Genomic DNA, 18,375 nt, shown 5'->3' with positions numbered 1-18,375 from the left:
CCGAAGCCGAGTATAGCACGGACGCGCTGAAGCGCTGCCGCGCCGCTTCAGCAGCACGACGTGCTGCGCGAACGTGGATCGACGTCAAGGCAGATCGAGCGCAAGCGCCGCGCCCGGATCCTCGCACAGTTTCTCCATCTGCTCGAGAAAAACCTTGGCCGGAGCCGATAGCATGCGACTCTTCTTCCAGATCAGGCCGCATTCCGATTCGGTCGCCGGCTCTAGGCGGCGAAAGCACAGATCGCGCGAGCCGTTCACCTCGAACACGTTCTCGTAGGTGAACGCATAGGCCATGCCGTACAGGGGCATCATGCTGATCATGAACGATCCCGCGTTGAATGTCGCTGCCTGGCGCATCTTGTCGAACGAGTCGCCCGCCCAATCGCGCAGCACGCCCGCCTTCAGTACCTGCCGGGAGCAGAGGATGTCTTTGCACTCCAGATCCGCCGGGCGGATGGAGGCGCGCTCGGCAAGCGGGTCGTCCTTGCGCATGACCACGCCCCATCTGTCGGCCAAGGATATCATGAGCTGGCGGTAGCCCGGGCGTCCCACCACCTCGCTTTCCACGATGAAATCGAGAAACCCCGTATCGAGCTTGTCAAACAAGTCGCCCGTCGATCCGGTGAACAGGTGGAATTGGATGAAGGGGAAGAGCTCTCGCGTGCGCTTCATCGCCATGGTCACCAGCCGCATGGCCAACGGCTCGCCATGGCCCAGAAACACATTTCCCGCCACCTGCCGGTCTTCCGACGCCAGCTCGCGCTCAGCCTTCTCGACGAGGTCAACCACCGATTCGGCGTACTGGTAGAGCACCCGCCCCTTCTCCGTCAGCTTCACGTGGCGGCCCTCCCGCACGTACAGGGGACAACCCATCTGCTTCTCCAGATTGATGAGCTGTCGCGAAAGCGTAGGCTGCGTGATGTGCAGCGCCTTGGCCGCGCCGAGCACGGTGCCCTCCTGCACGAACGCGCGGAAGTAGCGCAGGGCGTGTATCTCGAGATGCGGTCGCATGGCTTCGGGCGATTGCATGAGCCTTCCTCCTGTCGCAGGCCTTTCCTCGTCAAACCTATAGTATGCCTTTCCTCTATATAATACAAATCAATATAGGTATTTGCTTTCCTACCCCGTACGCGCGAATAATCGAATCGGAGCCGAAAGGCTTCATGAAGGGGCCGGTCTCCGCACGAAAGAAGAACCGGCCCGGCAAGGACGAGAAGGGCCGGCACCTGCTGCAAGGTGCCGGGCTCGACCGCACAGGGGCCGAACGCCCGGCCCGAAGACAAGGAGGGGACGCATGGACCGCATTCCTATCTCAAGGCGAAGCTTCATCGGAGCAGCGGCGGCGGCAACCGCCGCATTGGCCGCGACCGGGTGCAGCCCGGACAACACGCTGCGCGAGGCGGATGCCGCCGAAGCCACCCAAGCCACAACCCCGGACGGACACCGCCTAGACGCGGAGTTCGATCCGAACCTGCACGGCGAGTGGGTAACCGTGCCCTGCTGGCACAACTGCGGCGGCAGCCGCTGCATGTTGCGCGCCTACACGGTGGATGGCGTGGTGATGCGCGTGAAAACCGACGATACCCACGACGACACCTTCGAGCTGCCGCAGCAGCGCGCCTGTCCGCGCGGCCGCTCTCAGCGCCAGCACCTGTTCGGCGCCGACCGCATCAAGTACCCCCTGAAGCGCGTGCACTGGCAGCCCGGCGGCGGCGATAACATCCACGGCGAACTGCGCGGCAAGGACGAATGGGAGCGCATCACCTGGGACGAGGCCTGCGAGATGATCGCGCAGGAGATCGACCGCATCTACGCCGAGTACGGCAACCGCTCCATCATGATCGGCGGCTACGCCGGCGCGCAGCTGGAGAATGTGCTCGACCAGCTGGGCGGCCACATTCCGTTCCTCAACTCCAACTCCTACGGCTCCTACTTCGTAGGCACGCCGAACCTGGGGATCACCTACGCCATCAACCCCGACATCAACGGCTCGAACGACCGGCTGGACCTGCTGAACGCCGACACCATTGTGTTGTATTCGGCGAATCCCGCCTGGTGCTCGGCGGGCAACCCCATGTACCACTTCATGCGCGCGAAGGAGAACGGCACCGCGTTTGTCTACGTGGGACCCGACTATAACTTCTCCGCCTCCACACTCGATGCGCGCTGGATACGCGTGCTGCCCGGCAGCGACACGGCATTCTTGTTGGCCGTGGCCTACGTCATGATCATCGAGGACGAGAACGGATCCATCCTGGACTGGGACTTTTTGCATCGCTGCTGCGTGGGCTTCGACGCCGAGACCATGCCCGATGATGCCACGGTGGACGAGAACCTCCACGACTACGTGCTGGGCGCCTACGACGGCATCCCCAAGACCCCCGAGTGGGCGACCGAATACTGCGGCACGCCGGTGGAGGACATCCGCTGGTACGCACATCTGCAGGCGCGGGGCAACAACGTCATGAACCTGCACAGCTACGCGGCCGCCCGCTACAACGGCTCCGAGTACTTCCCGCAGCTGTTTTTGACCATCGGCTGCATGGGCGGGCACCTGGGCAGGCCGGGCAACGCCACCGGCGGCATCTTCAGCTTTTCGGCAGGCAATTCCGGCGAGCCCATCGTGCAGTGCGGCGCGCCCTTGCCCGACCTGGATGCCATGACCACCGGCAACAGCGCCATCGGCACGCTGACCATCGCCAACCCCAACGACGACGCCATCACCGGCCCCGAGATGTGGTCGGCCGTGCTCAAGGGCAGCTACCACTACATGGGCACCATCAGCTACGCCGACGGATCGTCGTCCATCGTGGAGCCCGAAGAGCGCGACATCAACATCCGCGCCTACTTCGCCCAGAACAACGAGGGCTTCTCCACCAACATGGACATCAACAAGGCCATCGAGGTGTTCCGCGGGCTCGACCTCGTGGTCTGCCACACCTGGCAGTTCCGCCCCACCGCCCAGTACTCCGATATCGTGCTGCCCTGCACGACGCGCTGGGAGAACGCCGAATACGAAACCGGCATGATCAACACGCAGATCAACCGCGACTTCATGCTCATCCCCGGAACTGTATGCGAGCCTCTGTACGAGGCGAAGAGCGACCGGCAGTTCGTGGAGCTTCTGGCCGAGAAGTGCGGCCTGGACCCGCGCGAGTTCTACACGCGCTCCGACACGCAGCGCCGCTTCGACGCCGTGCTCACCTCCACCATCCGCACCGAGGACGGCACCGGCGTGATGCCGCTCGTCACCGTGACGCAGGAGAAGATCGACGAGCTGGGCTTGGAAGGCAAGCCGCAGCAGGGCGTCATCGACTACGATGAGTTCGTGAAAACCGGCAGCTACCAGGCGCCGCGGCGCGAGAACGACAACTGGACGTGGATCGCCTACCAGGACTTCGTCGCCGACCCCGAGGCGCACCCTCTGCCTTCCAAGAGCGGTAAGTTCGAGATCTACTGCCAGTCGCGCGCCGACATCCTCAACCTCATGGGCGTGTCCGAGCACGAGTTCAAGCCCTATCCCGTGTTCTTCCAGTCCAAGGACAACTACGAGGCGACGTTCGCCGATTGGGAGAGCAAGACGAAGGGCGACTACCCGCTGCAGTGCTTCCAGCCGCACTACCTGCGCCGCGCGCACACCATCCTGGAGAACACGCCGTGGCTGCGCGAGGCGTACGTGAACCCGTTCTTCATGAACAGTAAGGACGCCGCCGAACGCGGGCTGACGGACGGCGATGCCGTGCTGGTGTCGAGCCCCTACGGCAAGGTGGTGCGCCACCTGGCCATCGACGACTGCTTCATGGAGGGCGTGTGTGCCATCCCCCATGGCGGCTGGGTGGAGATAGACGAGGAAACCGGCATCGATTTCGGCTCGTCTGACAGCACGCTCAACGGCTCGTACTTCGCCGAGTCGCTGGTTATGGGATTTAACTCGGTGGTCGTGCAGGTGGAGAAGTTCGAGGGACGCGCCGTGCCGCTCGACTTGGACAAGCCGCTTCCGCAACCGATCGTCGTCAACGAATAGAAGGGGTACGTCATGTCTTTGGGATTCTACTTCGACCTGTCCCGCTGCACGGGATGTCGCGCGTGCCAGGTGGCCTGCAAGGACCGCAACGAGCTACCCGACCACGTGATCTTCCGGGAAGTCCAGACCTACCAGGTGGGCGTCTACCCAACCGCCAGCCGCTTCAACCTTGCAGCCACCTGCAACCACTGCGAGCGACCCGCCTGCGTGGAGAACTGCCCAACCGGCGCCTGCCAAAAAGCCGAGGACGGCACGGTGTTCATCGACCAAGACGTCTGCATCGGCTGCCGCACCTGCACAGCCGTGTGCCCTTACAGCCATCCTTCCTACGACGAGGATCGGCGTGTGTCGGGCAAATGCGACGGGTGCAAGACCTTCCGCGACAACGGGAAGAACCCTGTGTGCGTCGACGCCTGCCCGATGCGCGCCATCGAGTTCGGCGACGTGGACGAGCTGCGCGCGGCCCATGGAGAGGGCCTGGTGAGCGAGCTGCCCGTGCTGCCCTCGGCCGACGAGACGTCTCCCAACCTGCTCATCCGCGCGAAGGAGCAAGCCTACGTGCAACCTTGTCGCCGCGCGATCGTGTAGGGAGGGGGCGAGTCATGGAAGAGAGGACTTTGGAGCGGACGCCGGCCGCCGGCCGGCGCGGGTTGGCGGAGTGGCCGGCGGCGGGTGTGGGCGTGGTGGAGCGGTTGGCAACCGGCAAGGGCGTGCGGGAGCAGGCGGCAGACGACGCGGGCGTGCCGGAGCGACTAGCGGCGCGAGCGTATCTGTACGCCCTGTTCCAGCATCTGTTCGCCGAAGAGCCCAATGAAAGCTTTGTGCAGGCCGTGGATGCCGAACTCGCCCGGGAGGCGTTCGTGCTCATGGGCGGCACGGCCTGCGATGCCGAGGCGTTCGGCAAAGCGCTCGCCGGCCTTGAGGACGTGCCAGCCCGCCGCATCGACTACGCCCGCCTGTTCGTAGGACCGGGCGCGCTTCCCGCGCCACCCTGGGAGTCGGTCTGGAAGTTCAAGGACGGCTCGCTGTTCACCCGCATCACGCTGGAGGTGCGCGCCGCCTATCGCGCGCAGGGCTTCATACCCGAGCGCTACCCCCAGGTATCCGACGACCACCTGGCGCTTGAGCTGGACTTTCTCGCCCGGCTGGCCCAGGGCATGCAGAAGGCATGGGAAGAAGGTGATAGTGATGCGCTCGAACGGGCGCGGCAGACCAGCGCTTCGTTTCTCGAAGAGCACCTGGGAGCATGGATCGGGCCTTTTTCTGCGGATCTCGCCAACGCGAGCTCGGATTCGCATGCCGCGGATCTCGCGAACGCCTGCCAAGGCCCGTACGCCACAGCCGCACGGTTGCTGGAAAGGCTCGTGCGGCTGGACGCGGCCTTCTTGGACGCGCTGCCGTCCACATTGAAAGGGGAACGAGCATGAACGAATGGGATAACGGCCTCACCTCGGCCGAAACCCGAAACAGAGGTCGGCGGCGAGCAAAGCGCAGCACGCCCGCCGAATCTCCGAAGCGACCGCGGCGGCTTTCCCGCAAAGCGGGTGTCGCCATCGGTGTCGTCGCCGTCGTGGTCGTGGCGGCGGGCGCCGGTCTGTGGGTATGGCACGAACAGCCGAGCTTCTGCAGCGCCGTCTGCCACAGCCCTATGGACTCCTATGTGGAGGGCTATTACGAGGCGGACACACTCATGTCAGACAGGCACCTCGAAGCCGGCGTTGGATGCCTGTCGTGCCACGAACCGCGCATCGACCAGCAAATCAGCGAAGGGCTGAAGTGGGTCGCAGGTGATTTCGAAGATTCTCTGGGCCCGAGCAACTTAGCCAATACCGAGGGCTTCTGCTTACGCAGCGGCTGCCACACGCAAGGCGCATGGCACGATCGTCATGATTCGATGCCTTTGGAAAACGTCGAAGGATGCGCCAGTTGCCACGTGATGCACCTGAACCACGCCGCCTGGCCCGAGGCCTAGCGCGGCAGCAGTTGCGACCTCTTCGATGGAGGCGGCGACACCATACGCGCCGTCGCCTCCGCCCTTGCTTTCACGCCTTCGCACAGCATCGCGCCCAGAACGAGGACGTGCAATACCGGCGCTTGAGTACTTCCGGGCACTTCGGCGCTTGAGCGATTCCAACACTTCGATATTCGAGCGATTGTCGGACACTTCGGCGCAACCATTGTCCGAGATCGTATCTGGACGCTATCGCACGGATACCACCCACCACACCATCGCCCTTCGCCTTCAGCTTTGCACGGCGATTCCGCATTTCTGGACAAAAATTTCGATAGTTTTACTGATCAGTGCCAAGGTAAGCGAAGATTGCCTGCATAGCCCCAGGTCGACTTTTCTTGTGAAGCGGACATTCCTTCGCGCGCGGCACCTATGTCCCACTTAGGCTGCGAAAACCGAAAATTTTGTCCAAAAATGCGGAATCGCCGTGCAAGAAGCCGCATTGCATCGCCAGTCGCCGTGGCGGCCGAAGTAGCGCCGAAGAAGGAGTCTGCGGCGCCCCGTTCACGGGTCGGAACCTGCTAGAACGCACCCACGCGGAGGTCGCAGAGTCCTTCTGCCCGCGGATCATCCAGGACGACCTCGGCCGACGGCGCTTCAATGAAGCCCCGATACGGGTTCTTCACGCTGTCGATGGGCGTCAGGATGCGCGCTTCGACGTCCGATTTCTCGAACGCCAAGTCGCAATCGATCATTTCGCAGTCCACGAGCTTCAAATTGGTGCAGTAGCACAGCGGCTGCGTGCCGACGATGCGACAGTTCTCGAACGTCAGATGATCGGAATACCATCCCAGGTACTCGCCGCGCACCACGCTGTTGCGCACGGTCACGTTGCGGGCGTGCCAGAACGCGTCCTTCGTGTCGAACGAGCAGTCGTCGAATTCCGCGTTGCGGATGTACTGAAACGAGTACTTCCCCTTCAGCGAGACATCGCGAAACCGCAGATTCTCGGCGCGCATGAAAGGGTACTCTCCCTCGACCGAACAGTCCGCCACCTCAAGCTGATCGACCGACCACCCGAATTCCGCCGAACGCACGTTGCAGCCGGACAGGCGCACGTCGCGGCATTCGCGCAGCGCCTTGATGCCGTGCAGGCTGCAATCCTCGATGACCGCATGGTCGCAGTACCACAGCGCCGCGCGCGCCAGATCGGTCATCCGGCAGCGCCTCAAACGCACGCGGCTCGCGTGCCAAAGCGGATAGCGCAGGTTGAAGAACGTGTCTTCAACCTCCACGTCGGACACCTCCTTGAGCGCGCTCTCGCCGTCGGCTGGGCCGTCGAAACGGCAGTTCTCGACGCGCAGGCGGCGCGCGCCGTACAGGGCCCGTTCGCCGTCAAAGGCCTGGTTCTCCACGACCGCCGGGCCGCCTGAGGCCACGAAAGGCCGCGCCGTCGGATCCGTGATCTCACATGCCGCAGCGGCGTTGCCGCTTTTCGATATCGTCAATGCTTCCACTTCCCTCTTCTGGGCGATCGCAGCGTTTTCCCGCATGCGCGCCCCTCGGCTCCATCTCGAATCGATACGATCATAGAACCTGGAGCCCGCTCCAAGTCAAATGGAGCTTGCGTGGAGAGTGGTCGAGCGTTGTTCAATCTTTGACGATCACGCCCAACCTGCGCGCGATGCCGGCGGCCTGGAACAGGTCCATCGAGCATCCGCGCAGTTCACTCATGGTGTCGGAGAGCACGATGTCGGACATCTGGCAGGTGGAAAGGTCGACGCCGGCCAGGCTTGTGCGGAAGAAGCTCGTACCGGCGAAGCGCACATCGTCGAACGCGGCGCGGCGCAGGCGCGCCTCCGAGATGTCGGCATGGACGAAATCGGTCGCGCGGAAGGCGGCATCTTCCAGCTTCGCCTTCGTGAAGAACGCGTACGCGCACGTCGAATCACACATCTCGACAAGCCGCAGCATAGATTCGGTGAGGTTCGCACCGGTGAACTTGCACGACGAGAACGTGCAGCGCGTAAAGCCCGCCTCGGAGAAGTCGCAGTTGGAGAAGTCGCAGTTGGAGAACGCCACGTCGGCGAACGTCGCCCGCGAGAAATCGCACGCGGAGAACGCGCAACCCTCGACACACGATTCGGCCAGCTCAAGCAGCGCAAAGTCGGCATCGGCTTCCACGCAGCCCGTTAGGCGCAGATGGGCGGCCACCAGATCGCCGTCGTTCTCGTCGACGATCCACCGCGAGAGTGACGAGACGTCCACGAGTAAGCCGGGAATGTTCGATCGCGCGGGCGCAGGTGCAGATGCCGATACGGATGCCGATGCCGCAGATGCAGGGCCGTCGTTTGCGCCGCGCATTGCCGCCGTCATAGAGCCGCACCCGCTTCGGCCTCCGCGTGGGCAGCATCGGCCGCAGCCTCGACGACACCAGCATTCCCGATAGCATCCTCGGCCGTTATCTCGCGCACCGGACGGCAGGGGTTGCCGAAGGCGAGCGTGCGCGGCGGCACATCCTTCGTCACCACGCTGCCCGACCCAATGACCGCCCCGTCACCGATGGTCACGCCCGGGTTCACCGTCACGCCCGCGGCTATCCACACGTCGTTTCCCACGACGATGGGCAGGTTGCGCTCCCGCAGATGGGGCGCGTCCTGGGCATCGAACCAAACGGCGCGCTCGCGCCCGACCATCGGATGCAGCGCCGTAGCGAACGTGCAGTTCGGCCCCACCCACACGTCGTCGCCGAACACGATGGGCGCACCGTCGAGAAACGTGCAATTGAAGTTGAAGAAGCAGTTGCAGCCGACGTACACGTGGTATCCGTAGTCCACCTGCGCGCCCGCCGACATTGACGAGCCCGCTCCCAAGGCGCCGAGCAGCCCGCCCAGCAGCGCGGCGCGCCCCTCGTCGTCAAGCGTCGCATCCGCGTTGAAACGCTGCATGATGCGCCGCGCGCGAATACGATCCTGTTCAAGCAGCAGGTCGGCCGCCTCGAACCACTCTCCGGACGCCATTTGCGCGCGGATGCCCGTTGCGAGCGCAAGGTGCAGCGTCGGGAAGGGCCTGCCCGCCCCGTCGGCCGACGATCGCGCCGCCACGAAGAATCCCTCGTGCTCGTAGAATCCGAGCGCGGCCGGGTTCTGCTCGTTCACATCGAGCCGGTGCACACCCCAATCTTCGACAGCATGCGCGAGCAGCGCCTTCCCCACGCCGCATCCGCGCGCGGCCGGCGCTGCGAACAGCATCTCCAGCACGCCACCCTCCGCACCGGCAAACGCGACGGGTGCGCCGCCTTCGCGCACCACGGCCAGTTGCGCGACGCTCTCGAGCACCTCGTAGACCTCGGGCCGTAACGCAACGACGTCCGCCTCGGTCAAAAAGTGATGCGTCGCCCGCACCGACGCCTCCCAGACGCCCGCGAGCTTCTCCACCAATTCCGCTGAACGCTCGCGCACGTCCTCGACAACGATCCGGTCCATTCGTTCCTCCTCGCCAGGCCGCCGTGCGGCCCTTCGTCTCGTTCCGACCATTCTAGCCGATGGGCGCGTCCGAAGGCGCTTCGGGCACGATCTCCTCCACGAACCAACGCGGGTCCTCGTGGAAGAGGAACGTATGTGCATGTCCGACCACCACGTCGTAGCGCACACCCTCGCCGCCCACCTTGAGGGAGGCGCAACGCCTCGTGCCCAGCACGGCGCGCACGGGAAACCGACGCCCGTCGTCCCACACCACGGCGCGCGGTACGATGCAGCCGTCAGCCAGAAACATCGCCTCCACCTCCACGTATCGCTTGCGCCTGCTGGCGATGCCCTGCACCATCGTTCGACCCTCCCTTCTTCGCTTCCTGCACGCACCGCGAGCACCGCACACAACGCGAGCCTGGACCACTCCTCCGCGCCCCGCGCGCAAAATGAGCCGGACCTTTTTTCGCTTCCCGCGTACAACGCGAGCACGGACTCCCCCTTCCGCTCCGTGCGCAAGGCGAGCGAGCCTGCGACCCGCTAATCTTGGTTCGGCAGCAAAATTCGCGAATTCTGCGAGAAAAATGAGGTAGGGGAAGGCTGGCGAGCCATCGGATCCTAGCCGCCGTCGCGCAACCTGGGCGAACACAGCCGAGGCCTCCCGCACGTCCCTCGCACGAAGCCCGAAAACCGGCTTCGGGCTTCCCATACCTCGTTTTTTTGACAGAATTCGGCTTTTTAGCTGCATGTCAGGATGAACGGGCCGCGGCCGAACGCTTCACCATCCCGACGCTGCGGAGAACCCTTCGCTCTGATGGCGCCAAAACCGCACAACTCCGACAGCACCAGTGCCGTGTGGCGTCCTTCGGCTTCGGCGGCCTGCGTCGCCTCCGTCCAACCCGCCTCGCGCTAGAAGTACCCGACCGGATGGATCACGTTATCGCGCTTGATGTCGAGGTCGAGCAAGCTCTCGTCGAGCAGCTCGGCTCCGCGCTGGACGCACGTGTTTCCGAACCGGCGGCGCAGATCGTCGATCGTCTCGTCGAGGTCCTCCAGCATGTGAAGACGCGGATCGAGAGCAAGTTCTAGCTGCTGGGGCGCGTCCATGGGCTCCAGGCCCGAGGCGCGCACGTGCAGACCGCGCAGCGGACGCGTCTCGTCGAGCGGCTCGTTCGCCTCGAGCAGCTCCCAGGCCGTGCGCGCGATGCGGCCCGTCACGTTCGTCGCGCGGGCGAGCGTCGTCTGCCGCGAGTAGCTGACCAGGTCGTCCGCGCTGCGCACGCCGATAGCGATGGTAGAGGCACGGACGCGCCCCTCGCGCAGGCGCTGCGCCACCGATTCCGACAGAAGGTAGATGAGCGCCTTCGCATCCTCGGGAGTCGCGATGTCGTGAGGCGCTGTCAAACCATTGCCGTAGCTCTTGATCGTGTGGTCCACCTCGTTGCGAGCCGCGTCGTAGGGCTTCACCGGCGTCTCGTCCTCGCCGCGGGCGAACGCGCGCAGCACGCCACCCATCTTTCCCAGCCTGCGCTGCAGCAGCTCCGGGGACGCACGGGCTATGTCGCCGATCGTGTCGATGCCCGACGAATGCAGCTTCTTCCGAGTGGCGCGCCCCACATACAATAGCTCGCCGGCTGGAGCGCTCCACACGAGATCGCGATAGTTCTCTGGCGTGATGGCCGTGATGGCGTCGGGCTTGCGATAGTCGCTGCCGAACTTCGCGAAAATCTTGTTCCATGAGATGCCGATGGACACTGTACAGCCCAGTTCGGCCTTCATGCGCTCGCTGATCTCGGCGGCTGTCTCGAGTGCGCCGGCGCCGGCCAGGCGCAGCGAGCCGGTGAGATCGAGCCAGGCTTCGTCGAGCCCGAACGGCTCCACGAGGTCGGTATACTGGTAGTAAATGCGCCGTGCGAGCAGCGAATACTTCTGGTACAGCCCGTAGCGCGGCGTTACCACCACGAGCCCGGGGCACTTTGCGCGCGCCTCCCACAGCGCCTCGCCGGTCTTCACGCCAGCCGCCTTCGCCTCGGCGCTCTTCGCCAGCACGATGCCGTGCCGAAGCTCCTCGTGCCCGCCGACGACCAGGGGGCGTCCGCGCAGCTCCGGCCGATCGGCCTGCTCGACGCTCGCGTAGAACGCGTTCATGTCCGAATGGAAGACCACGCGATGCGCGCCTGCTGGCCGCCGCCTCTCCGTCATAGGTTTCGCCCCTCCGCTCATCCGCGCAAGCACCGCCGGCTCACGCTTCACATCACTGCAAGAACGTATGTTCGCACAATGCCATCGCATGCGCAAGCGAACAGACCATGGAGTTTCGGCAACGAGAAAAGGGTGTTGGCCAGGTTATATATGATTGCAGAACCCGGCGGTTCGGCCAGGAAATGGGCGATGGCGACCTTGCGGTCGCCATCAAGTGCCCCTCCCCCAGTTGCAAGGCCCGGCCCGCGCCGCGACTCCCTTCGCGCCGATCGGACCGAACGCCTTACGGCATGTTTTAGCGAGGCGCGATGGGTGCGCGATCCTCTTCGGGTTCGATGTCGTCGCCCAGACGGATGGAACCGCTCTCCTTCAGGCGCGCGATCGTGGCATCGTCGGCTCCAACCTTCTTGAGATACTCGGCCGTGTCAGCGCCGAGCGGCGACACTTCCTCGAACTCGGAAATCTCAACCGGAATGGTGGAGATGTGATGCGGCAGACCCGTCTGAAGCACGCGGCCCACACGCGGGAACTCAACCCAGGCCAACGCCTCGGGGTTCTCGCGCGTAATCTGCTCGACAGCCTCGGTCTTGGAATTCACCTTGGCGATGCAGAAGTCCTTGTCCTCGAGCCATTCCATCCACTCGGCGGTCGTCTTGGACTTGATGGCCTCGCGCACGACCTCGAACGCCTCGGGCGCCTCCCACTCGCGCATGAGACCCGTCGGCTTGATCTCGGGATGCCCGATGGCGTCGCAGAACGGCTCCCAGAACTTGGCCTCGACCATGCCGAGGGCCAGCTTGCCGCCGTCGGCGGTCTCGTAGACGTTGTAGGCCGTCGAGGGGTACTCCAGGTCCTCGCGCTTGCACTCGCCGCCGTTGAAGCACCAGCGGGAATCGAGCAGCGAGTTCCACCACACGAAGCAGTCGAACATCGACGTGTCGATGTAGGAGCCCTCGCCCGTCACCTCGCGGGCGTACAGCGCCGCGAGCATCGCCTGGCCGGCCACCATGCCCGACGACAGGTCGCACAGGTGCAGCGGTGACATGGAGCCGTGGTTGACCGACAGGTAGCCGCTCGTCGCCTGCATGTTCAAGTCGTGCTGCGCCTTCTTCGAGCGCGGGTCCTCGGCGCCGTAGCCCGAGATGGAGCAGTAGATGATGCCCGGGTTGATGGCCTTGACCGACTCGTAGTCGATGCCCAGCTTCTTCGTGACGCCGGGGCGGAAGCTCTCGACGATCACGTCGGCTTCAGCGGCCATCTTCAGGAACCAGTCGACGACCTCGGAGTCTTTCAGGTTCAGCGACACGGACTTCTTGTTGCGGCCGAGCGCGGTCACGTAGTAGGAAATGCCGCCGCCCATCGTGGGATAGTCGTGGCGCATGAAGTCGCCCAGACCGGTGTCCTCGACCTTGATCACCGTCGCGCCGAGATCCGCCAGCACCTGCGTCGCGTAGCCGCCGGGCAGGTAGCGGGAGAAATCGAGGACGGTCAGCTTGGAAAACGGGGTGTTCTTCGCCATTGTGCACCTCACCTAGTTCTTCTTGGAGTTCGGGCCGTAGCTCGGCTCGAGGACGGACTCGGGCAGCGGATCGCCCGTGTACTCGAGCACGGCGCCGTCGGCTGCCAGCTTGTCGACGTCGGCGTCGCTGTAGCCGCCGATCTCCTTCAGGATCTTACGGGTGTCGTAGCCCACCGGGCGGGAGCGATGCAGCACCGGGTCGCCGATGGAGGCCAGGCGGAACGGCGGCGTGGTGACGATGTACTCGTCGTTCTCGGTGAACTCGCTCGTGGGGCCCTGCTTCTCGTACTTCACGCGGCGCAGCTGGTCGTTCGCGAACGCCTCTTCGTCGGCCAGCACGTCGGCGACGGTCTGGATCTTCTCGAAGGGGATATCGTTGGCGCGGAAGCGCTTCTCGAGCTCCTCGAACGGGAACTGCTTGCACGCCTGATGGATGGCGGCGTCGACCTCGGTGTACTTGCCGTTCTCGGCCAGCGCCTCGAGCGTGTTGTACTCGGGATCGGTGTAGTACTTCGGGTCCATCTCGATGGTGTCGAACACGAGCTGGCAGTACTTGTTGTAGTTGCCGAAGCACATGAGGAACCACACGCCGTCGGCGGACACGTAGGAGTTGTTCGTGGGGCACTTGGCCTCCATGCGGTCCTTGGGGTGCTTGCAGCCCTGCTGCTCGGCGATGAGCGCGCAGGTCATGCCCCAGGTGCCCACATGGTAGAGGCTCGTGGTCACCTTGTCGCCCACGCCGGTGCGCAGAGCGCCCGCATACGCGCCAAGGATGCCGGCGGTCAGCGCGCAGCCAGTGTTCCAGTCGCCGAAGGCGATGGGCGAGTTGCCCGGCTCGTAGTGCTCGTTGGCCTGCGGGATGGCGCTCACGAAGCCGGAACGCGCGGCGAACGACGTGGCGTCGAAGCCCTTCGCGTCCTTCATCGGGCCGTGCTCGCCGTAGCCGCGGTTCTGGGCCCATACGAGCTTCGGAAACTTCTCATGCAGCGTCTCGTAGTCCAGGCCCAGGCGCTTCAGCGCGCCGTCGCGCAGAGACGTGACGAAGATATCAGCCTTGGACAGGAGGTTCATCATAACCTCGTTGCCCTCGGGGTTCTTGCAGTCAATAGCGGTCCATTCCTTGTTGAACGAGCCGCAGTCGTAGGCCACGTCGTCGAACTCGCTCTTATAGTTCATGCCCCAGGCCATGCCCTGGGTGCGCTGCTCGTCGCCTGAGAACGGCTCGACTTTGATAACGGTCGCACCCAGCTCACCCAGAAGGCGGCTCGCGGCGGGGCCTGCAGCGTACTGCGTGAGGTCGACTACGATAGTCCCTTCCAAACCACTCATGTAGCAAATCCTTTCCCGATTGCCCTCCGGGGCTTCCCCGGAGGCGCGGCTTTAGAAAGAAGGCCCCGGTTTTCACGAACCGGGGCCTTGCTTATCCCCAATGGGACTCCTCTGAGAAACGTCGCCTTACGGCTCGAGGATGACGCGCAGGCCTTCGCCGGCGTCGATGAGCTCCATGCCCTTCTTCCAGTCGCTCAGCGGAAGGACGAAGTTGGAGACCAGGCTGATGTCCAGGCCGTTGGCCATGAGGTTGAGCGCCTGGCGCCAGTGCTTGCGCTCGTAGGCGCGCGAGCCGATAATGCTGATCTGACGCATCGCGATGGGGGTCATCGGGATGGTCGAGGGCTTCGCCGGCAGACCGGTGATGCCGATGCGGCCGCCCTTGGCAACCATCTCGACGGCCTGCTGCACCACGGTGAAGTGGCCGGCCGCGTCGAGGATCATCTCGGGGCCCTTGCCGCCCGTGAGCTCCTTGACCTTCTCGACGACGTCGCACTCGGAGCCGTTGATGGTGATGGCGCCCAGCTTCTCGGCAACCTCAAGACGCTTGACGTCGTTGGCCAGACCGGAGCAGAGGACCTTCTTGATGCCGTAGGCCTGACGCAGCACGGCCACCATAAGCAGGCCGATGGGGCCAGGGCCCATGACCAGCGCGGTCTCGCCGGCCTCGGGATGGATGCGCTCGACGGCGTTGAGGGCCACGCACAGCGGCTCGAGCAGAGCGCCCTGCACGAAGGACACCTCGTCCGGCATCGGGATGACGTTGCTGCCACGGATGGCCATGTACTTGGCGAACGCGCCGGGCAGGTCGGTGCCGTAGAAGGGACGGTTGTCGCAGATGTTGACCTGGCCCTTATCGCAGTAGGCGCAGGTATTGTCGAACAGCACGGGGTTGGCCGTCACGCGCATGCCCACCTTGAGGTCGGCGGGGGCATTGGGGCCCACCTCGGCGATGACGCCGGAGAACTCATGGCCGAAGATGGCCGGGAACTGGATGTTGTACGAGTTGGCGATAGCCTCGTTCCAGCCGTGCAGGGAGTGGTCGGTGCCGCAGATGCCGCACGCCTTGATCTCCATCAGGACTTCGTCGTCCTTGATCTGGGGGATCGGCGCATCTTCGACGTACTCCCACGCGCCGGCCTCGGGCTTGGTCATGTAAACCGCGTTCATCTTGCCTTCCATTGGTGCCCCTTTCGAAAAGAGTCTGCTGAAATGAAAGCCGGAGCGCGTCCCGCGGCCGTCGGACCCGGGACGCGCCGTTGGATCGCTACTGGATGGACCAGCCGCCGTCGAGGATGAGGGTCTGGCCGGTGGTGTAGTTGGTCACAGGCGAGCAGAGGAAGTAGATGGCCTCGGCCATTTCCTGCAGCGAGCCCATCTTCACCTTGGAGGGCGTACGGCTGTACACGTACTCCTGCTGCGCCGGATTGTCGGCGAAGACCTTCTCGACCATCGGGGTCATGACGTAGCCGGGAGCGATGCCGTTGACCTGGATGCCGAACTTCGCGAAGTCGACAGCCAGCGAGCGAACCATGCCCATGACCGCAGCCTTCGTGATGCTGTACGGAGCGATGTTCTCCATGGCGGAGATGCCGCGCTGCGAGGAGATGATGACCATCTTGCCGCCGTCGGGGTTGTCCTTCATAACGCGAGCAACAGCCGTAGCCAGGAAGAAGTTGGCCTTCAGGTTGACAGCGAAGATCTTGTCCCAATCAGCCTCGGTGACGTCGATGGAGTTCATGCGCGGCAGAGAAATACCGGCAGTGGAAACGAGAATGTCGATGCTGCCGAACTCCTCGAGGGTCTTGTCGATCATGGCCTGAACCATGTCGGCCTTGGTGCCGTCGCACAGCATGCCGATGGCGTTCGCACCCTCGGCGCGCAGCTCTTCGGCGGTGTCAAGGCAGATCTGCTCAGGCACGCCACAGATCATGAGGTTCGCGCCTGCAGCTGCGAACTGCTCGGCCGTGGCCTTGCCGATGCCGGAGCCGCCGCCCATGATGATTGCGGTCTTGCCGGCGAGCTGTTCCTTGGGGTCCTTAGAAAACCAATTCTTTCCCATAATGCGACCTTCCTTCGACTACTCCCGTTGATTGCATCCAACCCGTAGACCCCCGAAGGAATCCGCAGGTCAAATCTCAAAACTCTCACAAGTTTCTGGCCTTTATTATGGAACGCCGGAGTCGCTCCGTCTAATTGACGTTCGATAAACGAATCATAGACATAAGAAATAATGCACGTTCACCAGCATGAATAATTGATGGAGACATTCGTTATGCAAATAAATTTCCGCATTCGGTCGATTCGGGAAATAAATGACGTTGACTCGGCCGATTACGATGGAGCTGCGAGGCGGTGGAGGGTCTTCGCCGTCGTTCTCGGAAGTTCCGCACCGCACCTGCCCCGTTCGATCTCGGAGGGTTTCGACGCGGTTTTCAACCGGCCCGACCGTCCGCTCGGCCGCTCTGTCGGACGGAGTGCCGATGCAACGGTCGAACCGTCAGTGCTCGGAGTCCTCCATGGTGTCTTCAAGCCCGACGATGCCGTCAGGATACTCGGTGAACCGCGCCGCAAAATCGATGAGCTGGTCGGCTGCGGAGCTACTGGATACGCTGTCCTTGTGCGCCAGATAGATGATGTGGAAAGGCTCGAGCACCTCTTCGATGGGAATGCTCACGAAACCCTCGCTGAAGCCGTCGTCCAGCGTATTGAGCATGATGGCCACAACCGATTTCTCTGCAACAACCAGCGATGCAGCGCTGATTTCATCATTGAAGCCCTGCTTTACCGTCAGCCCAACGCGGTGGAACAAGCCGTCAAGTATGGCCCGCACGTAGGACTCGTTGCGATACGAGACGAGCGAGTAGCCGCGCAGATCTTCCAAAGACACCACATCGCGCTTGGCGAGTTCGTGGGAGGCGTCGACTCCAATTACCAGGTTCTGAGAGACCATCGGCGTATAGGTTATGCCCTGCTCGTCGCGCAGTTTGCCGCAAAACGCGACATCGAACTTGCCATCGCGCAGGCCCTTGATACACCCGTAGGTAGTATCCTGATGGATATCGAACACTATGCCGTCGCCGAACTCTTCGCGAAACGCATTCAAAAGACGCGGCAGAAAATTGCGCTGGATGGAAATGACGGTCCCGATGCGAATCTGGCCGCTCAATCCGCTGCTATAGAGTTTCATGAGGTTGACCGCCTTGTCGACCTCATTCAAAGCGAGGCAGATGTGCTCGTTAAACTCGGCACCGTAGGACGTGAGCCGCACGTTGCGACCGACGCGTTCGAACAGGCGCACGCCCAGTTCCTTTTCCAGGTTGCCGATCGAGTTAGACAGCGACGGCTGCGTGATGAACAGTTCTTCTGACGCCTTACCGTAGTGCTCCACCTCTGCAAGCTTGCGGAAATAATACAGTTGAGAAAGATTCATGCACCCGACCCCCAACTATTCCAGAAGACACTTCGACCCTCGCAACTCAATCTTATCACACGGCCCCGACGATACGCATGAAAACCGCAACGAGAAGCGTCCGGATCGATGCATGCCAGTGATCGCGACGTCCATGTTCGACAGGGCGGCTTTCGAAACGCGTGCGACCGGGTTGTCGTCCCGGACGAAAGCGCCCTCGAGCACGGCGTCGGCCGGAACGAAGCTATCGTGATCGGCAAGCCCAAGGCCGGCGGCATGCGGGACTCGGGACCCGAACCGCACCCGATCTCCCGCCCGAGGGCAACCTTTACGCACTACGAAAAAGGCCGGGCGCTCACTCGCGTCCGGCCTCGTCTTTCGTGGAGCCAGCGACAGGATTCGAACCTGCAACCCGCAGTTTACAAAACTGCTGCGCTACCGTTGCGCCACGCTGGCAAACGCGCCATGCGC

14 protein-coding genes, 1 tRNA gene and 2 pseudogenes are annotated in these 18,375 nt (G+C 63.5%); 4 read left to right on the top strand and 13 right to left on the bottom strand.

Annotated features, from left to right (window positions below):
• Positions 1-84: 84 nt before the first annotated feature.
• Positions 85-1,029 (bottom strand): LysR family transcriptional regulator, encoded by a 945-nt coding sequence (locus ABGT83_RS04375; RefSeq protein WP_346686138.1) that lies wholly within the window; start codon positions 1,027-1,029, stop codon positions 85-87.
• 265 nt (positions 1,030-1,294) lie between these two features.
• Between ABGT83_RS04375 and ABGT83_RS04370 the strand changes: the two genes are divergently transcribed.
• Genes ABGT83_RS04370 through ABGT83_RS04355 form a run of 4 tightly spaced genes read left to right on the top strand, consistent with a single transcriptional unit; the run spans position 1,295 to position 5,996 of the window.
• On the top strand, positions 1,295-4,024 hold the full coding sequence (locus ABGT83_RS04370) for a molybdopterin-dependent oxidoreductase (RefSeq protein ID WP_346686136.1): 2,730 nt from the start codon (positions 1,295-1,297) through the stop codon (positions 4,022-4,024).
• A 12-nt stretch (positions 4,025-4,036) separates the two neighbouring features.
• Positions 4,037-4,612: a 4Fe-4S dicluster domain-containing protein gene (locus ABGT83_RS04365; protein WP_103265389.1), complete on the top strand. Its 576-nt coding sequence runs from the start codon at positions 4,037-4,039 to the stop codon at positions 4,610-4,612.
• A gap of 14 nt (positions 4,613-4,626) precedes the next feature.
• A complete protein-coding gene (locus ABGT83_RS04360) occupies positions 4,627-5,451 on the top strand; it encodes a TorD/DmsD family molecular chaperone (protein ID WP_103265390.1) in 825 nt (274 codons plus the stop codon).
• Entirely contained in the window at positions 5,448-5,996 is a 549-nt protein-coding gene (locus ABGT83_RS04355; RefSeq protein ID WP_346686134.1) for a hypothetical protein, read from the top strand. Before ABGT83_RS04360 ends, ABGT83_RS04355 begins: the two co-directional genes overlap by 4 nt.
• A gap of 560 nt (positions 5,997-6,556) precedes the next feature.
• Here the strand turns inward: ABGT83_RS04355 and ABGT83_RS04350 are convergent.
• The 12 genes and pseudogenes from ABGT83_RS04350 to ABGT83_RS04300 form a co-directional block, all read right to left on the bottom strand.
• Entirely contained in the window at positions 6,557-7,528 is a 972-nt protein-coding gene (locus ABGT83_RS04350; protein ID WP_103265392.1) for a DUF3737 family protein, read from the bottom strand.
• A gap of 97 nt (positions 7,529-7,625) precedes the next feature.
• Positions 7,626-8,351: a pentapeptide repeat-containing protein gene (locus ABGT83_RS04345; RefSeq protein WP_346686132.1), complete on the bottom strand. Its 726-nt coding sequence runs from the start codon at positions 8,349-8,351 to the stop codon at positions 7,626-7,628.
• Between the two features lie 107 nt (positions 8,352-8,458).
• Positions 8,459-8,596, bottom strand: a pseudogene (locus tag ABGT83_RS13440) (DapH/DapD/GlmU-related protein); the annotation flags it as partial.
• A 258-nt stretch (positions 8,597-8,854) separates the two neighbouring features.
• Positions 8,855-9,460: pseudogene (locus tag ABGT83_RS13435) on the bottom strand (GNAT family N-acetyltransferase); the annotation flags it as partial.
• Positions 9,461-9,512: 52 nt separating this feature from the next.
• Positions 9,513-9,800, bottom strand: coding sequence for an outer dense fiber protein 1 (locus tag ABGT83_RS04335; protein WP_103265394.1), 288 nt, complete (start codon positions 9,798-9,800; stop codon positions 9,513-9,515).
• Between the two features lie 551 nt (positions 9,801-10,351).
• Complete coding sequence (locus ABGT83_RS04330) at positions 10,352-11,644, bottom strand: DNA polymerase Y family protein (RefSeq protein WP_346686130.1); 1,293 nt, start codon at positions 11,642-11,644, stop codon at positions 10,352-10,354.
• A gap of 295 nt (positions 11,645-11,939) precedes the next feature.
• Positions 11,940-13,163, bottom strand: a complete 1,224-nt coding sequence (locus ABGT83_RS04325) for a CaiB/BaiF CoA transferase family protein (protein WP_103265415.1) — start codon at positions 13,161-13,163, stop codon at positions 11,940-11,942.
• 12 nt (positions 13,164-13,175) lie between these two features.
• Positions 13,176-14,492 (bottom strand): CaiB/BaiF CoA transferase family protein, encoded by a 1,317-nt coding sequence (locus ABGT83_RS04320; protein WP_103265396.1) that lies wholly within the window; start codon positions 14,490-14,492, stop codon positions 13,176-13,178.
• A gap of 126 nt (positions 14,493-14,618) precedes the next feature.
• The gene (locus tag ABGT83_RS04315; RefSeq protein ID WP_103265397.1) at positions 14,619-15,674 is read right to left on the bottom strand and encodes a zinc-dependent alcohol dehydrogenase; all 1,056 of its coding nucleotides are present in this window, start codon (positions 15,672-15,674) and stop codon (positions 14,619-14,621) included.
• Positions 15,675-15,759: 85 nt separating this feature from the next.
• Positions 15,760-16,554, bottom strand: coding sequence for an SDR family NAD(P)-dependent oxidoreductase (locus ABGT83_RS04310; protein ID WP_103265398.1), 795 nt, complete (start codon positions 16,552-16,554; stop codon positions 15,760-15,762).
• Between the two features lie 438 nt (positions 16,555-16,992).
• A complete protein-coding gene (locus ABGT83_RS04305) occupies positions 16,993-17,925 on the bottom strand; it encodes a LysR family transcriptional regulator (RefSeq protein ID WP_346686128.1) in 933 nt (310 codons plus the stop codon).
• 360 nt (positions 17,926-18,285) lie between these two features.
• Positions 18,286-18,360: transfer RNA gene (locus tag ABGT83_RS04300), tRNA-Thr, on the bottom strand.
• Positions 18,361-18,375 lie beyond the last annotated feature (15 nt).

It is taken from the genome of Enteroscipio rubneri, assembly GCF_963929405.1.
GTDB classification, from domain to species: Bacteria; Actinomycetota; Coriobacteriia; order Coriobacteriales; family Eggerthellaceae; genus Enteroscipio; species Enteroscipio rubneri.
This window is presented reverse-complemented; position numbering and strand designations above follow the sequence as displayed.